Here is a 16,631-nt window from a genome sequence, read left to right as displayed (position 1 = left end):
TTATGAAAGGCTATAATTCTGGAGATATTACCCAAGGAAATACTTTTGATCAACTTTTAAAATAATAAAAAATAAAATCCCGAAAATTTTCGGGATTTCTTATGCAGATAAGTGGAACTTATTTTTTCTTCTTTTTGTTGGTGTAATCAAAATACAATAACGATTTCACTATTTCAGGATAATCAGCATCTTTTTCAGTATAAAACTGTTCTAGTAGTGCCAGATTATTATCCAAATTATCAGAATCTAAAATTTCTAATTTATTTCTCACTTGAGAGCTATCATAAGTAGTTCCTGAAATGATATTTCCCTCTTGAGAAATTCTAAAAATAAAAGTGTCAGGATTATAACTGCTTTTCCCTTTCAAAAAAACTGGCGTTCCTGTTCCTTCAATTTTCAGAATTACATCATCTAAATGTTGTACGTCATAATCAGCTTCATATTGCACCATAATATCGTCATATTTTACTCTCACCGTGGTTTTGTAATCATTTTTAACGATAATAGAAGCGGTGTACGTTTTATTGGAAGTCCATTTCACAAAACCATAACTATTGATGCCACAACTTTGAGAAAAGACGAATACTGAAAACATCAGCAAGAAAAGAGCGTAAAGTTTTTTCATAACAGAGTGATTTAATATTATAAAAATAGAGATTATTTTATTAAATCAACACTTTTTATAAAAAATAATTTTGAATTTTTAAATAATTTAAAGAATTACCTTAAAAATTCATCAATCCATTTTATTTCAATCCTTTGAAAAATTCCCACATCACGATTCCACCGCAAACCGAAACATTTAGAGAATGTTTAGTTCCCAACTGTGGAATTTCTAGACATTCATCTAAATCGGATAAAATTTCATCAGAAATCCCGTCAACTTCATTACCTAAAACCAAAGCATATTTTTTAGTTCTATCAATGTTAAAATCCTTAATCATCACAGAATTAGTAGTTTGTTCAATTCCAACAACTTCATAACCCAGAGTTTTTAAATCTATAACTGCTTCTTTTACACTCTCATAAAATTGCCAATCTACACTTTCAGTAGCACCAAGTGCAGCTTTATGAATTTCTCTGTGAGGCGGTTTCGGAGTAATGCCACAAAGAATAATTTTTTCCACCAAAAAAGCATCGGCAGTTCGGAAAACCGCACCTACATTATGCATACTTCTTACATTATCTAAAACCACCACCAACGGAATTTTCTCCGTCTTTTTGAAGGTTTCTACATCTATTCTTCCTAATTCTTCTAATTTCAGTTTTTTGGTAGGTTGCATTTTCGTATTTTTGGGCAAAATTAAGGTTTTAATTTACAACCTCAAATTTCGAATCTTAAACCTAAAAATTCATACTCTCAAGAATGGCTAAAAAAGAAACTCCGTTAATGACTCAGTACAATACCATTAAGGCGAAATATCCAGATGCGCTATTGCTTTTCAGAGTGGGAGATTTCTACGAAACTTTCGGGCAAGATGCCATAAAAACTTCTCAGATTTTAGGAATTGTTCTTACCAAAAGAGCCAATGGAGAAGGTCATATTGAGTTAGCAGGTTTTCCGCATCATTCTGTAGATTCTTACTTGCCAAAATTGGTAAGAGCCGGAATGCGTGTTGCGATTTGCGACCAATTGGAAGACCCAAAAATGGTGAAAGGTATCGTGAAACGTGGCGTTACAGAATTGGTAACTCCCGGTGTTACGTTTAACGAGCAGGTTTTGAATTCCAAAAAAAATAATTTCTTGCTTTCTCTTCACAAAGAAAAAGAGAAATTTGGGATTGCGCTAGTAGATGTTTCTACGGGTGAATTTCTGGTTGCAGAAGGAAATTTAGAGAAATTACTGCACATTGTTCATACTTTTGATCCTGCTGAAATTATTTACCAAAGAACCGCCGAAATTCCTTCTCAACTTAAAAATAAAAACTGTTTTAAGTTAGAAGATTGGGCGTATCAATATAATTTTGCTTACGAAAAACTGAATTCCCATTTTAAAACCAAATCTCTAAAAGGTTTCGGGATTGATGAACAAAAATTGGGGATTACCGCAGCAGGAGCGATTTTCGCTTATTTAGTCGAAGACACGCATCACGCTCTTTTACAGCACATTACCAAAATACAAAGCATTCCGCAAGATGATTATTTAATGATGGATAATTTCACTTTGAGAAATTTAGAAATTGTACATTCTAGTAATTTTCAAGGGAAATCTTTGCTCGATATCATTGATAAAACTTCCACAGCAATGGGAGGAAGATTGCTTCGCAGAAGATTGATTTTACCGCTGAAATCTGTGAACGAAATCAACCGAAGACTTTCTCTGATTGAATTTTTCAACAATGAGGATTCTTTGAAATTTGAAATCCTAGATTTATTAAAAGGAATTTCAGATTTAGACCGATTGGTTGGAAAATTGGCTGCCGAAAAAATTTCACCGAAAGAACTCGGTTACCTTCGTCAGAGTTTAATCAATATTCAGAAAATCAGAGAATTATTGAGTTCTCATCACGATGTTTTGGCTTGGCTAGAACCTCTGAACAATTTAGAAGAACTCATTTCTTATCTTCTGAATCATTTGAATGAAGAACTTCCGGTAAACCTCAACAAAGGAAATGTCATCAAATCTGAAGTTTCGGAAGAACTCGATAGATTGAGAAATCTTCAAAGCAAAGGGAAAGGTTTTTTGGATGAAATGTGCCAAAGAGAAATCGAAAGAACAGGAATTTCTTCCCTGAAAATTGATTTCAATAATGTTTTTGGTTACTACATTGAGGTTAGAAATACACATAAAGACAAAGTTCCAGAAGATTGGATTCGTAAACAAACTTTGGTAAATGCAGAACGTTATATTACCGAAGAATTGAAGGAATACGAAACTCAAATTCTCGGCGCAGAAGAAAAAATTTCACAAATTGAACACCAATTGTATCGTCAGGTTTGCGAAAATGTGATGATGTATATTGACCAAATTCAAGAAAATTCAAATTTAATTGCGCAGTTAGATTGTGCGGTTTCACTTTCAGAATTGGCGATTTCCGAAAATTATACCAAGCCAATTCTCAACGAAACTTTTGCGATTGATATCAAAGAAGGAAGACATCCAATTATAGAAAAATCGCTTCCTCTTGGCGAAAAATACATTCCGAATGATGTTTTTCTAGATAAAGATGCTCAACAAATTATCATGGTAACGGGTCCAAATATGGCGGGTAAATCTGCGATTTTGAGACAAACTGCTATTATTTGTTTATTGGCGCAAATTGGAAGCTTTGTTCCTGCAAAACATGCCGAAATTGGGATTTTAGATAAAATTTTTACCAGAGTTGGCGCAACAGACAATATTTCTGCGGGGGAATCTACTTTTATGGTAGAAATGAACGAAGCAGCGAATATTTTGAACAATATTTCTGAAAGAAGTTTGATTTTGCTCGATGAAATCGGGCGTGGAACTTCTACTTATGATGGCGTTTCCATCGCTTGGGCGATTGCAGAATATCTTCACCAACATTCTACCCAACCGAAAACACTTTTTGCCACGCATTACCACGAACTCAACGAAATGAGTGTAAATTTTGAGAGAATTAAAAATTTCCACGTGACGATTCAGGAGAACAAAGGCAATATTATTTTTCTCAGAAAATTGGTTTCTGGTGGTAGCGAACACAGTTTCGGGATTCACGTGGCAAAATTGGCAGGAATGCCTTCTAAAGTGGTAAACAGAGCTTCGGAAATTCTAAAAACTTTGGAAGATTCTCGCTCTCAAAGTGGTTCTACAGAAAAAATAAAACGGGTAACCGAAGAAAATTTACAACTTTCTTTCTTCCAACTCGATGATCCTGTTTTAGAAAACATCAGAGAAGAACTCACTAAAATTGACATTAATACTTTGACTCCGATTGAAGCCTTAATGAAGTTGAATGCGATTAAAAAGATGATTGGGAAATAAATTTGAAGATTTGAAAATGAGATAATTTGAAAATTATTCAAAATTTATTGTCAATGGAATTTTAAATCTTTCTCTTACTGCTTGTCCATTAATTGTGGCAGGAATCCATTTTTCTTTAATTTTAGTAACAGCTATTATTGCTTCTTTATTAAAGCTTTCATTTTCTCCGGTTGCAGTGATATTACTTAATTTTCCGTCTCTTTCAACAATAAATTTAATCTCACAAGTGATTAAAGAGTTTGCCCTAATTTTTTTAATTCTAAAATTTTCTGCAATTAATCTTTGAAACTCGGCATTACCTTTAGAAAAAACAGCTTCTTTTTCAATACTTGAATAAATTACAATTTTTTTCCCATCAATAATTGTGTCTTTTACTTGCCCAAAAACAAAACTATTTAAAATAAGAGTGAAAATTATAATAAACTTATTCATATAAAGTTTTTATCAAAGATACAATAATATGATTTTTAATTACAAATATTTCTTAACAACTATATTTCTATTTCTAGCAGAGGCTTCCATCGCTACCGTTTTCAGAGATATTTTTTGGTTACGGGCTTATTTTGGTGATGTTTTGGTGGTGATTCTTATTTATACTTTTATGCTAACTTTCCTTGAAATTAAAAACAAAACGCTTCTTAATATTGGGGTTTTCTTATTTGCTTGTGTCATAGAATTCGCTCAATATTTTCATTTCGCTGAATGGTATGGGTTAAAAAACAATAAAATTGCCATGATTGTCCTCGGAAATTCATTTTCTTGGATTGATATTTTGTGCTATGCAATGGGTTCTTTTTGTATTTTTACTTTCCATAAGATTTTAAAATGAGACTATCACTTCTATTCATATTTCTAACCATTTTCGGATTTTCACAAACCGAAACACATCAGTTTGCTAAGATTCCTTCTAGCATTTCCGTGCCCATTTCTTTACCGATTTCAGAAATCCAAAGATTAACGAATCAATCCATCACAGGTACACTTTACGAAGACCAATCTTATGAAAATAATGACAATGATCAACTGAAAACCAAAGTAGAAAAAGATGGCGAAATCACGATGAAAGCATTGACCAATAATAGATTACTATTTTCGGTTCCGCTTAAAATTTGGGCAGAAAAAGGCATCGGAACTTTGGGTTTATATTCTTACCAAGAAACCCAATTCAGAGTGGTGATGAATTTTATTTCATCCGTAGAATTTCTACAAAATTGGCAAGTAAAAACCACTACTTCTACCGCTGGTTTTGTGTGGAAAGAAAAACCAGTCTTAGATTTTGGGAAAATAAAATTTCCTTTAGTCAGCGTCATCGAAAAAATTCTGGTGAAACAACAAAAGGATTTTACCATTGTGATTGATGCGCAAATCCAACAAAAAATGAATCTTCAACCATATATTCTGAAGGTGTGGAATAATTTTTCTGAACCAATGAAGATTTCTGATGAATACAATACTTGGCTAAAAATTACGCCGCAAACCGTGAAAATGTCGCCTTTAGAAATTTACCTTGACAAGATGAAAACCACGGTTTCCATTGATTTGTTCTCGGAAACTTTTGTGGGAACCAAACCTTCAAAAAATCCTTTGGTGAATGCGGTTCCTTATTTTACTCCTGCTCAAAATTTGGGTAGAGAATTTTTACTCAAAACCACCACGAATATTCCTTTTTCTGAAGCTACAGCGATTGCCCAAAAACAATTTCAAGGCAAAGAATTTCCTTTTAATGAAGGGAAATCAAAAATTAAAGTAGAAGACATAAAAGTCTATGCTGAAAAAGAAAATGTAGTCATCGAAATTCAAACTTCAGGAAAAGTAAATGGCATTTCTTATATCAAAGGAAAACTCATTTATGACGCCCAAAAACATAAAATAGGATTCACCAAATCTGATTTTAAACTGAAAACCAAAAATATAATTCATAAAACAATCACTTCTCTTTTTGAAGGAAAAATCGTGAAAATGATTGAACAAGACTACGGAATTCCGTTTTTAGACCTCGAAAACGCATCAAAAAAAGCTATTGAAGAAAGTTTCAACAAAGAATACCAAAAAGGATTTAAACTTTCGGGAAAAGTAATGGATTTTAAACCTACAGAATTCTTAATTTCTGAAGACCATATCACAACGGTAGTCGATACTTATGCAAAAGTAGAACTGAAAATCGAAGGAATGAGTTTTTAGCATTTCATGCAGTTGTCATTCTGAATGCAGCGTAGCGAAATGAAGAATCTTATCAAAATAGATTCTTATTTCGTTCAGAATGACAAAAATGCTTCTTATTTAGCATTCAAATCCTGAGCAATCAGCCATGCTTCACTCCAACATGCTTGGAAATTAAAACCTCCAGTTACCGCGTCAATATTCAGAACTTCCCCTGCAATGTAGAAATTTTCTATAATTTTAGATTCCATCGTTTTGAAGTTAATTTCCTTTAAATCTACACCTCCTGCTGTCACAAACTCATCTTTGAAGGTAGATTTTCCTTTGACTTGCATGCTGTTTTCGCAAAGATTTTTCAGAATTTTTTGGAGTTCTTGTTTATTGATGTGCGAAATATTTTTTTCTAAATCTACTTTAGACAACCACAAAATTCGGTGCCAAAAACGATTCGTAATCTCAAAAATTTTAGAATTTCCGATAGTTTTTTTAGGATTTTCTTCTCTATAATTTTTAAAAACTTCTTCCGCTTGTTCTTTGTCTATTCCTATGAAATTGACTTTAATTTCAAAATTATATTTTAAATCAGAAAGTTCTCTCGCTTTCCAAGCAGAAAGTTTCAGAATGGCAGGTCCAGAAAGTCCCCAATGTGTAATGAGAAGCGGCCCAGATTCTTCCATTTTTAATTTTGGAATGGAAACTTCAGCATAAGGAAAACTCGTTCCCATTAAATCATTCAGCACATCATTTTTGATATTAAAAGTAAACAATGACGGAACTGGCGAAACAATTTTATGTCCCAAATTTTCTATCATTTTCAGAGATTTAGGCGAACTTCCTGTGGTGTAAATTACATAATCGGTGAGAATTTCACCTTCTTTGGTGATGATTTTATAACCTTCGTCTAATTTCTGAATTTCTAAAACAACTGATTGTGTTTTGATTTCAAAATTTTTAGTTTGAACTTCTTTCAAGAAACAATCTATAATGGTTTGAGAGGAATTGCTTTCCGGGAAAATTCTATTATCATCTTCTATTTTCAACGAAACATTTCGTTGAGCGAACCAATCCATTGTATCTCCTGGTTGAAATTTACTGAAAACACTTAATAATTCTTTATTTCCTCTTGGATAAAATTTCACCAATTCACGAGGGTCAAAGCAGGCGTGAGTTACATTACATCTTCCTCCACCAGAAATTTTTACTTTTTGCAAAACATCTTGGTTTTGTTCGAGAATGGTAACGTTAAATTTATTTTCGTCAAGATTGGCTGCACAGAAAAATCCGGCAGCGCCACCTCCAATGATGGTGATTTTCTTTTTATTATTCATTATTATGTTTTGGCTAAAGCCGAGTGAAATTCTTAATTTGATAAACGGACTAAAGTCCGCTTCTATTGATGCAAAAATACGATTTTTTAAAACCATGATTATTGCGTATTTTTGAAGCTTGAAAAAAATATGATTTTATAACGGAATTGCGCCCCGAGTTGAGTGGAGCTCTCCCGAGAAAATATTTTTAAAGAATGTAAAAAATATTTTTTTCGGGAAGCGGGAACGGAACGAGGAATTTGGCGCCATAAAAAATAAAAATTTATGATTTACTACCATAAACACGAAGTTCGCTGGAGCGATATAGATGCCAACAGACATTTAGCCAACTCTTCTTATGTGCAATATTGTGCGCAAACGAGAATGGCTTTTATGACAAAACACAAAATGGGCGTTGCTCAACTCAATAGATGGGGAATTGGCCCTGTGATTTTGCATGAAAGATATTCTTTTTTCAAAGAGGTTTATGCTGACCAAGAAGTGATTGTTTCATTAGAAATTTCTGGAAGTTCTGAAGATGCAAGTATATATCAGTTCACACACAAGTTCTATTTGCCAGACGGCACACATTGTGCAACTGCCGAAGCAACAGGAGTTTGGATTGATATGATGCTGAGAAAAACCACTACTCCGCCAGATGATATTTTGGTGGTGATGAATCAGTTTAAGACCGAAAATACTAAACTGCTTTCTAGAGAAGACATTAAAGCATTGCCTTTCCGTCCGGAAAATATAGATGCGAGTTTAATGGATTTAAATCGTTAAATTTTAAAAAATTTAGAGTCAAAATTTTTGACTTATTTTACGCTTTACAATTATGTTAGAAGATAAAAAACCACAATTAACCCCAATTTCTGAATTAGGAGAATTTGGATTGATTAAACATCTTACCGAAAATTTCCCTATTAAGAATTCTTCCACCGAATGTTCTATTGGTGATGACGCAGCAATCATCAATTCCGAAGGGAAAAAAGTAGTGATTACGTCTGATGTTTTAGCAGAAGGAGTGCATTTTAATTTGGGCTATGTTCCATTGAAACATTTAGGATACAAAGCGGTTGTTGTAAATCTAAGCGACATTGCCGCAATGAACGCTGTTCCTACACAGATTTTAGTTTCTATGGCGGTTTCTAACAGATTTCCCGTGGAAGCTCTTGATGAAATTTACGATGGAATTTACAGAGCTTGTGAAAAATACAATGTAGATTTAGTTGGTGGAGATACTACCAGTTCTACCTCTGGTTTAGTGATTACCATTACAGCCATTGGTTTAGAAAATTCTGAAAATTTAGTGACCAGAAATGGTGCTAAAACCAATGATTTATTAGTTGTTACCGGAGATTTAGGTGGTGCTTATATGGGTTTACAAATTTTGGAAAGAGAACATGCTGTTTATCTAGCCAACCCAAATATGCAACCCGAAATGGAAGGCTATGATTACATTTTGGAACGTCAATTAAAACCTGAAGCAAGAACAGACATCAAAAAAACGTTAGAAGAACTCGACATAAAACCGACTTCTATGATTGATGTTTCTGATGGTTTAGCTTCGGAAATACTGCATCTTTCTGACCAAAGTAAAGTGGGTTTCAGATTGTATGAAGAAAAAATTCCTTTAGATACGCTTACGATTACTACTGCAGATGAATTTAACCTGAATCCTGCAATGTGTGCATTAAGCGGTGGTGAAGACTATGAATTATTGTTCACCATTTCTCCAAATGATTACGAAAAACTAAGAAATCACCCAGATTTTACTATAATTGGTCACGCTGTAGATTTGGAACAAGGCAACTTTATGGTTTTACGAGGAAGCAATGAATTGGCTCAAATTACAGCTCAAGGTTGGGATGCTTTTTTGAAGAAATAAATTTTTTATCTTTGATGAAAAACTGATATGTTCACATTTACTGTACTTCCAACTTTAATTATCATCACTTTTATAGGAGTAGTTTTGTACAAACATTATATAAAAAAAGAAAAGCAAGATTTGAAATCTTCTTTTCTTTTTGTTTTATTTTTCGTGGCAATTTGGGTATTGCTATATTATTTTGTGTTTAGTTGAATTTATCGGCAACGAAACTCGCGAAAACCTTTGGATGAATCAGTTCTTCCATATTGACTGAAATATCATTTTCTTCAATCACGGGTTTTTCAAACTCTTTTTCGTTAAAGAATTTTAAACTCCAATTTCCTTTATCAAATTCAAGCCAAGAGAGATTCTCAATCCAATCGCCTGAATTCAGGTAATGAACACTTCCTTTTTCCGTTGTCCAAATTTTATCTGCTGGTTGATGAATATGTCCGCAAATCACATAATCATAATGATTGTTGATGGCAATTTCAGTGGCTTTTTTCTCAAAATCACCAATAAATTTCACTGCTTTTTTTACAGAATTTTTCACTTTTTTAGAAAGCGAAACTTTTCCTTTCCCGAATTTTTCTAAAACCCAATTGATGGCTCTGTTTACCAAAATCAACCAATCATAACCCATTCCTCCCAATTTGGCAATGAATTTAGCTCCGCCAGAAGTAGTATGATCAAAAACATCTCCGTGAAAAATCCAATGTTTTTTTCCTTCAATTTCTAATAAATATTTATCGGTAAGAAAAAGATTTCCCATCGATAAATCGGTATATTTTCTCAAGAATTCATCGTGGTTTCCTGTAATGTAAATCACTTGAGTTCCTTTTTTCATCATTTTGAAAAACTCACTCAAAACTGCCATGTGAGAATTTGGAAAATACCTTTTAGAAAAAGCCCAACCGTCGATTACATCACCATTGAGAATTAATACTTTCGGAGAAACACTTTTGAGATACGCCACCAATTCTTTAGCATGACAACCATACGTTCCCAAATGAATGTCTGATAAAACCACTACTTCTACTTCGCGTTTTTGTTTTGCCATAAATAGTTTTTGTAAAATTAATATGGCAGTGTTAATTGGTGATTAACAGAGTTTTAAATTTTAATCCTTCAAGGATTTAGAATCCTTGAAGGATTGTGTTTATTTACTTCTTCGCTTTCGCGATATTCACCATTACTTTCACGGCTTTTTCCATAGATTCTAGCGCCACATATTCATACGGCCCGTGGAAATTTTCTCCACCTGCAAAAATATTTGGGCAAGGCAATCCCATGTAAGACAATTGTGCACCATCAGTTCCACCGCGAATTGCTTTAATTTTCGGTTCTATATTGGCGTCTTTCATTGCTTGTTCTGCAATTTCTACAATGTGCATTTTACCTTCAAATTGCTGTTTCATATTTCTATACTGCTCTTTAATTTCTATTTCGGCAGTATTTTCTCCGTGTTTTGCATTAAATTCTGCTACTTTTTCGGTGATGAATTTTTTACGATTTTCAAATTTATCAGCATCGTGGTCTCTAATAATGTATTGCAACTTCGCTTCAGAAACATCACCTTTAATTTCCATTAAATGATAAAAACCTTCAAAACCTTTGGTGGTAGCTGGTGTTTCATTAGCAGGTAACATCTGTGCAAATTCCACTGCGAGAAGTCCTGCATTTTTCATTTGACCAAAAGCATAACCTGGATGTACAGAAAGTCCGTTAATTTTCACCACTGCTCCTGCTGCATTGAAATTTTCGTATTCTAATTCGCCCACTTCACTTCCGTCCATTGTATAAGCATATTCTGCCCCGAATTTCGCTACATCAAATTTGTGAGCTCCTCTTCCGATTTCTTCGTCTGGTGTAAAACCAATCGCAATTCTTCCGTGTTTAATATCTGGATGTGCCAAAAGATATTCTGCAGCGGTTACAATTTCTGCAACGCCTGCTTTGTCATCAGCTCCAAGAAGCGAAGTTCCGTCTGTAGTAATTAAAGTTTTTCCTACATATTTTTTCAAACTTGGGAATTTTTCCGAAGAAAGCGTGAAGCCCGTTTCTTGGTTGAGCACCAAATCTCCACCGTTGTAATCTTCCCAAATTTGTGGATTTACATCTTTCCCGTTAAAATCTGGTGAAGTATCATAATGTGCTATAAAACCTACAGTTGGCTCATTTTCAGAAATATTAGAAGGAACATACGCCATGATGTAACCATTTTCGTCCATAGAAACATCAGAAAGTCCTAAATCTTGCAATTCTTGGAAGATGTATTTCGCTATGTCCCATTGCTGTGGAGAAGAAGGCGTGGTTTCGCTTTCTGCATCACTGGTTGAATATATTTTAACATAAGTCAGAAAACGGTTCAGAAGACGCATTTTCCATTCGTGATTGAATTCTATTGTCTGCATTTCTTTATTTTTATTTCTCACAAATTTACAGATTTTTGACGGGATGATGGATTTTAGATGATGGATGTTTTTTAAAAAATATTTGGCGCCAAATTCCAGCTTTCGCTACTCGCTTTTTTTCTAAAAATTCATCTTCTAAGCCATATTCTCAAAATTTTTAGAAAAAAGAGCTCAAACATGCCGCTCAATCTGGGGCGCAGTTTGGTACACAGAATCAAGGGTTTTCATAAAATTGACTTTCCATTTTCTTTTGGTCAAAAAAATCGTATTTTTAGGCAAGAAATAAAATCTAAAAATTAGAAATGTTTTTAACTGAATGTCCACGAGACGCCATGCAAGGTTGGGGAGAATTTATTCCCACTCAAAAAAAGATTGATTACATTAATGCATTGATGGAAGTAGGCTATGATGTACTCGATTGTGGAAGTTTCGTATCGCCAAAAGCCATTCCTCAAATGGCAGATACTAAAGATGTAATCCCAGAAGTTCATAAAAAAAATAACACCAAAATTTCTGTCATTGTAGCGAATATTTCTGGAGCAGAACGTGCCTTGAAGCATGAAAACGTTGATATTTTAGGCTTTCCTTTTTCTATTTCTGAAACGTTTCAGTACAGAAATACCAATAAAAACCAAGAAGAAGCGTATCAAGAAATTGTGAAAATCTGGGAGTTCGTACAATCTGAAAAAAGAGAATTAAACCTCTATTTTTCTATGGCTTTCGGAAATCCTTATGGTGAAATCTGGAAATGGCAAGATGTAGAATTTTGGGCGAAAAGATTTGCAGAAATCGGCATCAAAAATATTTTGCTTTCAGACACTACAGGAACTGGGAACGTAGAGCGAATTTCGCAATTGTTTGAAAAAATTCCTGCGCAGTTTCCTGATATTCATTTCGGGGCGCATTTTCATAATAAATACGAAGATTCATACGTAAAACTGAAAGCGGCTTATGACCAAGGTTGCAGAAGATTTGATTCTGCGATTAAAGGAATTGGCGGTTGTCCTTATGCAAAAGATGATTTGGTAGGAAATATGCCAACAGAACAAGTCATTAATTTTATGGCTTCTGAAAAAATAGACCACAAACTGAATCTTCTTAATTTTGAAGCAGCTTGGAATAGAGCGAAAGATATTTTTAAATTTTAAATAAAATATAATGATAGAAGCCTTTGAAGAAAGTCCAATTTTAGCAAGTTTAGGCTTAGTTACTTTCATCATTGTTATCTTCTCTGTGTTTGTAATTCCAGTGATGGTAATAATATCAACCTATAATTTCTTCAAAAAAAGAGGCAATAAAAAACTGTCAATATTAATTCCAAGTTTGCTGCTATTAATACACATTTTCTTAATTTCATATATAATATTCTTTCAATGAAACCCATCATCACCGCAACCGAACTTCAAGAAATTTTCCATCAAGAAAAATTGTATTTAAATTTAACCGCTCACAGATTGCACTGATAAACACTTCGCTTTGCGAAGCATTTTAATGCCTTTGCTAAACGAAGTGCCTTAAAATTTATAGAAATAAATGAAAATCTTTGCGTTTAAAAAAAATTATAGACAATGAAACCCATCATCACCGCAACCGAACTTTCAGAAATTTTCCATCAAGAAAACTTAGTGATCCTTGATGCTAGAACGGGAAAAGACGCTCGTGAAAATTACCTGCAAAATCACATCAAAGGCGCTAGGTTTATCGACCTTGACAAAGATTTAGCAGAAATTGTTGAAGATGCAGCTTTCGGAGGAAGGCATCCTTTGCCAAAGATTTCAAAATTTGCAGAGACTCTGCAAAATTTAGGAATTTCTGAAGATTCTCACATTGTGGTTTATGACACTTCTAACGGTGCAAATGCGGCGGCTCGTTGTTGGTGGATGTTAAAATCTTTTGGAATTGAAAAAATTCAGGTTTTGAGTGGTGGATTTCAAACGGCAGAAAAAGCAGGAATTCCTTTAAAATATGGGGAAGAAATTTTTGAAAAAACTTCTTTTATCTTGAAAGAAAACTGGAGTTGGCCCACCTCAACTTTGGAAGAGGTAGAAAAAGAAATTTCAGAAAATTCCGCTACTGTGATTGATGTGAGAGATGCATACAGATACCGTGGAGAAAGTGAACCAATAGATTTAGTAGCAGGACATATTCCTGGTGCGATTAACATTCCTTTTTCTGAAAATTTAGACGAAAATGGCGAGTTTCTTCCTCCTGAAATTCTAAAAGAAAAATATCAACAATTATTGGCAAATACTTCGACTCCGCTCAGCATGACAAAAAAATTAATCATTCACTGTGGTTCTGGTGTTACGGCTTGTCATACCATTTTGGCTTTAGACTATGCTGGGTTCCCCATTCCGAATTTATACGTAGGTTCTTGGAGTGAATGGAGCCGAAGAGATGGAAAGGAAATAGCGAAAGAAGTCTAAATATTTTTAAATTTAAAACATAAAAAAACACCAATTAATTGGTGTTTTCATTTTTTATACGAGAATTGAGTTGGAACTAGAAAAGAATTCCCAATTCAAATTTTGCTTCTTCACTCATCATGTCTTTGTTCCAACTTGGCTCAAAAGTCAATTCTAAATCTACAGATTTTACATTTTCTACTCCTGCTACTTTTTCTTTTACTTCTTGAGGTAGAGATTCTGCTACAGGACAATTCGGCGTAGTAAGAGTCATCACCACTTTTACATCTCCATCTTCAGAAATTTGCACATCATAAACCAATCCCAATTCGTAGATATCTACAGGAATTTCTGGATCGAAAACGGTTTTTAAGGCTTTAATGATATTTTCACCTATATCTGCAATTTGTTCGTCTGTATATTTCATAATTTTTAAACACAGCCAAGTTTTTTTGGCAAAATTTAATCGTTATATCTTTTCAATAAATCTTCCTGACGCATGCGTCTGAAAACATTTGCCAAAGTTAAGACATCTTTTTCACAATATTTAACTATTCTAAATAAATCTTTTTCTATGTAAAAAATAGATGAAACCATTGAGCCATCTATGTCATCTTTTGGGGTAGGAATGTTAAAAACATGCGCTAATAATTCTAATGAAACATAACTTTTATAATCTCCAAATTTCCATAATTCCATGGTGTCTAAATGAGGAATTTCCCAAGGTTTTTTCCCATACAATTGAAAAGGAACTGGCGGTTGCATCCCATTAATGAGAAAACGTCTGGCAATCCAAGGAAAATCAAATTCTTTCCCATTATGAGCACAAAGAATGGCATCTCTCAATCTGTTACTGTTAAAAATTTCGCCAAATTCTTCTAACAATTTTCGTTCATCATCTCCAGCAAAAGATTTAATTTTTATGCTCTCATTTTTCTCATATATTCCTACAGAAATACATATAATTTTACCAAATTCTGCCATTATTCCGGCTCTATCTCCGTAAAAATCTGCGGCAGAAATGTCTTCTTCTCTTTGTCTTGCAGTTTTTTTGTCCCAAAGTTTTTGTTCGGTTTCAGAAAGTTCTGTAAAATTACTGACTTGCGGAACGGTTTCTATATCCAAAAAAAGTACTTTTTCTATGGGAATATTTTTAATCATTTTGGTTGGTTTTAGTTTTTAGTTTTTAGTTTTTTTATGAAAATTCTGAAAATAAATTTTAGTCTAAATCTTCGAAAGCAATTTCTACTTCTAATTTTTCAGCTAAAAGTTTAGAAATTTTCAATTTTAAAGGCTCAATATCAATATTTTGCATCGCATCATTCGCAAAAGCGTATAATAACAATGCTTGTGCTTCTTTTTTAGAAATTCCTCTTGCTCTTAGATAAAATAAAGCATCTTCATTCAGCTGACCAACCGTACAACCGTGAGAACATTTTACATCATCTGCAAAAATTTCTAACTGAGGTTTAGTGTCAATAGTAGCACCTTCGTCTAACAAAATATTATTGTTTTGCTGATAAGCATTGGTTTTTTGAGCGATTTTATCTACAAAAACTTTCCCATTGAAAACACCGTGAGCTTTATCTTTGAAAACACCTTTGTAATTCTGATAAGATTCACAATTCGGTTGGTTATGATGAACCGCAGTGTGATGGTCAACTAGTTGTTCCCCACCAATAATGGTAATTCCGTTCATAAACGAGTTGATGTTTTCTCCGTTATGAATGAAATCTAGATTGTTTCTCACCAATTTTCCACCGAAAGAAAATGTATTTACGGTTGCCAAAGAATCTCTTTCTTGCTTCGCAAAAGTGTGGTCTACCAAATAAGAAGTATCGCTATCATTCTGTAATTTATGCCAATCTGCTTTTGCGTTTTTACCTGCAAAAATTTCGGTTACAGAGTTGGTAAACACATAAATTTCATCAAAATTATGATGAGATTCTATCACTTCTACTTTCGCACCTTCTTCTACTACCAATAAATTTCTGGTGTTATAAAAAGTGTTTTCTTCCTGATTTTGAGAAATATAGAACACATGAATTGGCTTTTCTATCACCACATTTTTCGGAACGTGAAGGAAGAAACCATTTTCATGAAGCGCTTCATTTAAATTGCAAAAAGCCAAATCTTGATTAGCAATCTTATTGAAGTGATTTTTAATAATTTCTGAATAAGATTCGTGAGAAAGTGCATAATTCAAGGTTAAAAACTCAGCATTTTCTACAGAAATATTCGATAATTCTCTGTGTAATTTTCCATTCACAAAAACAATAAAATCAAAATGTTCTTCGCCAAGGTGAAGTTCATCCAATTGTTTTTTACTGATAGAATGGTGCTCTGAAGCAGAAAAATTGTAATCTTTTTCTACAATTTCCTTCAGATGGGTATATTTATATTCTTCGTCTTTCTTAGTCGGAAAACCTTTGCTCAAGAATTGTTCTAAAGCCTGAAGTTTGCTCCCAGAAAGTGAAGATTTTTGAAGTTCTATTTGTTCGAATAAACTCATTTTAATTTACAATT

General features: G+C 33.5%; 16 protein-coding genes. 7 read left to right on the top strand and 9 right to left on the bottom strand.

Annotated features, from left to right (window positions below):
- Window positions 1–118: 118 nt before the first annotated feature.
- Window positions 119–625, bottom strand: a complete 507-nt coding sequence (locus C3729_RS04950) for a hypothetical protein (RefSeq protein ID WP_104793130.1) — start codon at window positions 623–625, stop codon at window positions 119–121.
- A gap of 121 nt (window positions 626–746) precedes the next feature.
- A complete protein-coding gene (locus tag C3729_RS04945) occupies window positions 747–1,283 on the bottom strand; it encodes an RNA methyltransferase (RefSeq protein ID WP_104793129.1) in 537 nt (178 codons plus the stop codon).
- Window positions 1,284–1,366: 83 nt separating this feature from the next.
- On the opposite strand from C3729_RS04945, the gene mutS reads away from it, so the two are divergent.
- On the top strand, window positions 1,367–3,946 hold the full coding sequence (gene mutS / locus C3729_RS04940; RefSeq protein ID WP_104793128.1) for a DNA mismatch repair protein MutS: 2,580 nt from the start codon (window positions 1,367–1,369) through the stop codon (window positions 3,944–3,946).
- 33 nt (window positions 3,947–3,979) lie between these two features.
- Here mutS and C3729_RS04935 read toward each other — a convergent pair whose 3' ends face one another.
- On the bottom strand, window positions 3,980–4,378 hold the full coding sequence (locus C3729_RS04935) for an energy transducer TonB (RefSeq protein ID WP_104793127.1): 399 nt from the start codon (window positions 4,376–4,378) through the stop codon (window positions 3,980–3,982).
- Between the two features lie 28 nt (window positions 4,379–4,406).
- Here C3729_RS04935 and C3729_RS04930 point away from each other — a divergent pair, with 28 nt between their 5' ends.
- Window positions 4,407–4,775, top strand: a complete 369-nt coding sequence (locus C3729_RS04930; protein ID WP_104793126.1) for a DUF2809 domain-containing protein — start codon at window positions 4,407–4,409, stop codon at window positions 4,773–4,775.
- Window positions 4,772–6,127 (top strand): DUF4403 family protein, encoded by a 1,356-nt coding sequence (locus C3729_RS04925; RefSeq protein WP_104793125.1) that lies wholly within the window; start codon window positions 4,772–4,774, stop codon window positions 6,125–6,127. Before C3729_RS04930 ends, C3729_RS04925 begins: the two co-directional genes overlap by 4 nt.
- A gap of 95 nt (window positions 6,128–6,222) precedes the next feature.
- Here C3729_RS04925 and C3729_RS04920 read toward each other — a convergent pair whose 3' ends face one another.
- Window positions 6,223–7,434: an NAD(P)/FAD-dependent oxidoreductase gene (locus tag C3729_RS04920; RefSeq protein WP_104793232.1), complete on the bottom strand. Its 1,212-nt coding sequence runs from the start codon at window positions 7,432–7,434 to the stop codon at window positions 6,223–6,225.
- Window positions 7,435–7,698: 264 nt separating this feature from the next.
- Here C3729_RS04920 and C3729_RS04915 point away from each other — a divergent pair, with 264 nt between their 5' ends.
- The gene (locus C3729_RS04915; RefSeq protein ID WP_104793124.1) at window positions 7,699–8,199 is read left to right on the top strand and encodes an acyl-CoA thioesterase; all 501 of its coding nucleotides are present in this window, start codon (window positions 7,699–7,701) and stop codon (window positions 8,197–8,199) included.
- Window positions 8,200–8,251: 52 nt separating this feature from the next.
- Window positions 8,252–9,304, top strand: a complete 1,053-nt coding sequence (thiL, locus tag C3729_RS04910; RefSeq protein WP_104793123.1) for a thiamine-phosphate kinase — start codon at window positions 8,252–8,254, stop codon at window positions 9,302–9,304.
- Between the two features lie 187 nt (window positions 9,305–9,491).
- On the opposite strand, the gene C3729_RS04905 is transcribed toward thiL, so the two are convergent.
- On the bottom strand, window positions 9,492–10,346 hold the full coding sequence (locus tag C3729_RS04905) for a UDP-2,3-diacylglucosamine diphosphatase (RefSeq protein ID WP_104793122.1): 855 nt from the start codon (window positions 10,344–10,346) through the stop codon (window positions 9,492–9,494).
- 103 nt (window positions 10,347–10,449) lie between these two features.
- Entirely contained in the window at window positions 10,450–11,700 is a 1,251-nt protein-coding gene (pepT, locus tag C3729_RS04900) for a peptidase T (RefSeq protein WP_104793121.1), read from the bottom strand.
- A 302-nt stretch (window positions 11,701–12,002) separates the two neighbouring features.
- Here pepT and C3729_RS04895 point away from each other — a divergent pair, with 302 nt between their 5' ends.
- The gene (locus C3729_RS04895) at window positions 12,003–12,848 is read left to right on the top strand and encodes a hydroxymethylglutaryl-CoA lyase (RefSeq protein ID WP_104793120.1); all 846 of its coding nucleotides are present in this window, start codon (window positions 12,003–12,005) and stop codon (window positions 12,846–12,848) included.
- 420 nt (window positions 12,849–13,268) lie between these two features.
- Window positions 13,269–14,126 carry a sulfurtransferase gene (locus C3729_RS04890; RefSeq protein WP_104793119.1) on the top strand — a complete coding sequence of 286 codons (858 nt, stop codon included), beginning with the start codon at window positions 13,269–13,271 and terminating at the stop codon, window positions 14,124–14,126.
- Window positions 14,127–14,202: 76 nt separating this feature from the next.
- Here the strand turns inward: C3729_RS04890 and C3729_RS04885 are convergent, their stop codons facing one another.
- From C3729_RS04885 to sufD, 3 genes are read right to left on the bottom strand one after another with little or no spacing between them, the layout of a single operon-like run.
- Window positions 14,203–14,532: an SUF system Fe-S cluster assembly protein gene (locus C3729_RS04885; RefSeq protein WP_104793118.1), complete on the bottom strand. Its 330-nt coding sequence runs from the start codon at window positions 14,530–14,532 to the stop codon at window positions 14,203–14,205.
- A gap of 35 nt (window positions 14,533–14,567) precedes the next feature.
- Window positions 14,568–15,266, bottom strand: a complete 699-nt coding sequence (locus C3729_RS04880; RefSeq protein WP_104793117.1) for a 3'-5' exonuclease — start codon at window positions 15,264–15,266, stop codon at window positions 14,568–14,570.
- Window positions 15,267–15,324: 58 nt separating this feature from the next.
- Complete coding sequence (gene sufD / locus C3729_RS04875; protein WP_104793116.1) at window positions 15,325–16,617, bottom strand: Fe-S cluster assembly protein SufD; 1,293 nt, start codon at window positions 16,615–16,617, stop codon at window positions 15,325–15,327.
- Window positions 16,618–16,631 lie beyond the last annotated feature (14 nt).

Origin of the sequence: Cloacibacterium normanense (assembly GCF_002943105.1) — a bacterium.
Taxonomy (GTDB): Bacteria; Bacteroidota; Bacteroidia; order Flavobacteriales; family Weeksellaceae; genus Cloacibacterium.
This window is presented reverse-complemented; position numbering and strand designations above follow the sequence as displayed.

Bases quoted from the DNA above. Each gene is read 5' to 3' on its own strand.
- C3729_RS04880 (WP_104793117.1), bottom strand. From the start codon at position 15,266: ATGATTAAAAATATTCCCATAGAAAAAGTACTTTTTTTGGATATAGAA.
- C3729_RS04915 (WP_104793124.1), top strand. From the start codon at position 7,699: ATGATTTACTACCATAAACACGAAGTTCGCTGGAGCGATATAGATGCC.
- C3729_RS04945 (WP_104793129.1), bottom strand. From the start codon at position 1,283: ATGCAACCTACCAAAAAACTGAAATTAGAAGAATTAGGAAGAATAGAT.
- C3729_RS04935 (WP_104793127.1), bottom strand. From the start codon at position 4,378: ATGAATAAGTTTATTATAATTTTCACTCTTATTTTAAATAGTTTTGTT.
- sufD (WP_104793116.1), bottom strand. From the start codon at position 16,617: ATGAGTTTATTCGAACAAATAGAACTTCAAAAATCTTCACTTTCTGGG.
- pepT (WP_104793121.1), bottom strand. From the start codon at position 11,700: ATGCAGACAATAGAATTCAATCACGAATGGAAAATGCGTCTTCTGAAC.
- thiL (WP_104793123.1), top strand. From the start codon at position 8,252: ATGTTAGAAGATAAAAAACCACAATTAACCCCAATTTCTGAATTAGGA.
- C3729_RS04905 (WP_104793122.1), bottom strand. From the start codon at position 10,346: ATGGCAAAACAAAAACGCGAAGTAGAAGTAGTGGTTTTATCAGACATT.
- C3729_RS04885 (WP_104793118.1), bottom strand. From the start codon at position 14,532: ATGAAATATACAGACGAACAAATTGCAGATATAGGTGAAAATATCATT.
- C3729_RS04895 (WP_104793120.1), top strand. From the start codon at position 12,003: ATGTTTTTAACTGAATGTCCACGAGACGCCATGCAAGGTTGGGGAGAA.
- C3729_RS04920 (WP_104793232.1), bottom strand. From the start codon at position 7,434: ATGAATAATAAAAAGAAAATCACCATCATTGGAGGTGGCGCTGCCGGA.
- C3729_RS04890 (WP_104793119.1), top strand. From the start codon at position 13,269: ATGAAACCCATCATCACCGCAACCGAACTTTCAGAAATTTTCCATCAA.
- mutS (WP_104793128.1), top strand. From the start codon at position 1,367: ATGGCTAAAAAAGAAACTCCGTTAATGACTCAGTACAATACCATTAAG.
- C3729_RS04925 (WP_104793125.1), top strand. From the start codon at position 4,772: ATGAGACTATCACTTCTATTCATATTTCTAACCATTTTCGGATTTTCA.
- C3729_RS04950 (WP_104793130.1), bottom strand. From the start codon at position 625: ATGAAAAAACTTTACGCTCTTTTCTTGCTGATGTTTTCAGTATTCGTC.
- C3729_RS04930 (WP_104793126.1), top strand. From the start codon at position 4,407: ATGATTTTTAATTACAAATATTTCTTAACAACTATATTTCTATTTCTA.